4 protein-coding genes are annotated in these 2,667 nt (G+C 45.1%); 2 read left to right on the forward strand and 2 right to left on the reverse strand.

Annotation, left to right across the window (positions count from 1 at the left end):
* Window positions 1–383: 383 nt before the first annotated feature.
* Complete coding sequence (gene mobV / locus L5M10_RS23540) at window positions 384–1,211, forward strand: MobV family relaxase (RefSeq protein WP_263256064.1); 828 nt, start codon at window positions 384–386, stop codon at window positions 1,209–1,211.
* A 33-nt stretch (window positions 1,212–1,244) separates the two neighbouring features.
* Here mobV and L5M10_RS23545 read toward each other — a convergent pair whose 3' ends face one another.
* A complete protein-coding gene (locus L5M10_RS23545; RefSeq protein ID WP_263256066.1) occupies window positions 1,245–1,802 on the reverse strand; it encodes a replication/maintenance protein RepL in 558 nt (185 codons plus the stop codon).
* 367 nt (window positions 1,803–2,169) lie between these two features.
* Window positions 2,170–2,427: a hypothetical protein gene (locus tag L5M10_RS23550; protein WP_263256067.1), complete on the reverse strand. Its 258-nt coding sequence runs from the start codon at window positions 2,425–2,427 to the stop codon at window positions 2,170–2,172.
* A 52-nt stretch (window positions 2,428–2,479) separates the two neighbouring features.
* Here L5M10_RS23550 and L5M10_RS23555 point away from each other — a divergent pair.
* Window positions 2,480–2,667: hypothetical protein (locus L5M10_RS23555; RefSeq protein ID WP_263256069.1), on the forward strand; the 188-nt coding region annotated here is incomplete at its 3' end.

Genomic DNA, 2,667 nt, shown 5'->3' on the forward strand with positions numbered 1-2,667 from the left:
ATCGGACATAATAAACCTACCCCGTCTTGATTCTGTAACTAATTCATATAGGAAGTATGACTTGATTAAGTTACAAAATCAACTTGAATATGTAACTAATTCAACCCTGCAAAGCGCTTTTGCCCTTAGAAAGCCTGTGAGCGTTAGCGAATTCCCGAAGGGCTCACCAGCGAAGCGGCCAATTTATCAGAGGAATGCGGAGCGTTTCCCTGATAAATTGGGGAGTGAGTCCACAATCTCGATTGTGTTAGGAGCAAAAGCAAATTGTGCATCCTCATTTTTCGCATGCCTATCCTCATTTCGGACGCTCTTTGTGCTAAATTCAACTGAGAAAAACAAACTATCCACTTGAAAAGAAACAAAAAAGATGTGAGGTTAACACCATGACAGAGGCTGCGATTTTAAGATTCAGCAAGATTAAATCTATGCGTGCTTTACGGGGAGCATTGGCGCATAACCTGAGAGTTCAGAATACCCCTAATGCAAACCCAGCTAAGGGGCATTTAAATAAGATCCATCGGGGGATGGACACCATTGACAAATGCCTGATGATTTACGGTGAACGGTTGGGGGAACAGACGCCCAGAAAGAACGCGATCTTTGCCCATGAGGCCGTTGTTACTGGCTCGCCTGATGTGATTAACAACATGGGCAAGGAACAGCTAAAACAATATTTTTCCGACTCCCTGAACTGGCTATGTAAAATTCATGGTGGCAAGGATCGTCTGGTTAGCGCTGTGATCCACTGTGATGAGACAACGCCACACCTACAGGCCATTTTCATCCCAATTGATGACAAGGGGCGGCTGAATAGCCGAGCCGTGCTTGGAGGGCATAAAAATCGATTGTCGGAGCTGCAAACCGAATTTGCCGATAGGGTGGGGGCGCGGTACGGGTTGGAGCGTGGACGGAAAAAATCACCGGCACGGCATCAATCGTTAGCTGAGTGGTATGGCAAGGAACCCGAGGCCAGAGCGAAGTATGCGAGTTTAGCCAGGGCTATAGGTGAACAACAAGATGAACTGGCTAAATTAACCAATGAAAACAAAGTTTTATCATCATTTAATGAAAAGTTATTTGACGAAAATTCATCTTTGATAAAACAGGCTGAGGAATTGAGGCTGGCAAACAGAGATGGATTAGAGGCTCTAAAACGCCGTATAAGCGATTTAGAGGCCAAGGCTACATCGACGTATAGACCAAGGCCATAAAACTCAACACAGAGCGATTTAGAGGGCATGGCGTTAGTTTTCTAATGGTAATTCTTGCTGTGCCTCTTCGTTTTCTGATTTTCGCTCTATCAGAGTCGTGAATGCGATCCGATCGCCATTGAATATAAAATTTGGGTTTATCCAATACACCCCCTGCCGCACTGTTTTCGCAACGATTTGGGCTTTGGTCAGCTCTGCTAACCCTCTGGCAAATGTGGGCTGGCTGAGCCTCAATGGCTTATCTTTCGCCTCGTGAGCCTCTATAAAATCCTCTCTAGTGTGCGTATCTAGGTAAATTTCATCTTTGGCCATAGCCCTATGTTGAATGGCCCATATTAGAACGCTGAGAGCCTTAACTCCCTGCGCTGACAGGTCAAATGTCAGAGCTATATTGGCGGTAAAAAGCTTTACAAATTGCTCCCCATCAACGCGTTTGTATGTGGTCACATGGGTGCCGTGAACCTCTCCAGTTGACTGATCGACTAGGACGTTATTGTCTCCGCCCAATGGTGAAAGTCTGACCTGACGACCTCTAACGGGGATAATCATGTCGTTTAAAAATGGATTAGTTTTATATCGTCCGTCAGTCATAAATGCCGTCCTTTTTGATAGAGTCCGTTCGATTCTAGAGGCTTGGTCTATCAGTTTCAAGTGTTTTTTTGATAGACCGCTTTACGGATCCTGATAGACCCTCTTACACGATCTGAAAATGACCCCCGCATTTTTAGCGGGTTTCAAGAGATCTCCTTCTTAGATCTTATCGGGGGGTATTTTGAGGAGAAAAAAAGATGATTTTGTTACAATATCAAGATTGAGATATCAGAGTCTCACCAGCTATGAGACTCCACAGTCTCACGAGTGATTAAAACTAACGCGCTGCGCTTGTTGGCTCGCCACGCTCCGAGGGCAATAAATTGCCCTCTACGGTGCCGAGCACGATTTAATAGATTTGAATCTGTTACGCTTTCAAGACGGGCTTTACTGCAATCGTTACGTTCTGAGCATTGTCATCCAGAGAGCGGATAAAAAGGGGGGTGGATTCCGCGCCTTTGGGGTAGTTTTTATCTATGTAGGCGCTTTCGTCGAGGTGGGCGATCATGTGCTGGATCGCGTCACGGTATTTTTCAGGAACTCGCATTACTACGGTTTTTTCGTATTTCGTTTTTCTACCTGCGCCAGTACGTGCGCCACCATGATTTTTTGATGTATCGGACATAATAAACCTACCCCGTCTTGATTCTGTAACTAATTCATATAGGAAGTATGACTTGATTAAGTTACAAAATCAACTTGAATATGTAACTAATTCAACCCTGCAAAGCGCTTTTGCCCTTAGAAAGCCTGTGAGCGTTAGCGAATTCCCGAAGGGCTCACCAGCGAAGCGGCCAATTTATCAGAGGAATGCGGAGCGTTTCCCTGATAAATTGGGGAGTGAGTCCACAATCTCGATTGTGTT

The sequence above is a fragment of the Shewanella sp. SM32 genome (assembly GCF_025654235.1).
Classification (GTDB): Bacteria; Pseudomonadota; Gammaproteobacteria; order Enterobacterales; family Shewanellaceae; genus Shewanella; species Shewanella oncorhynchi.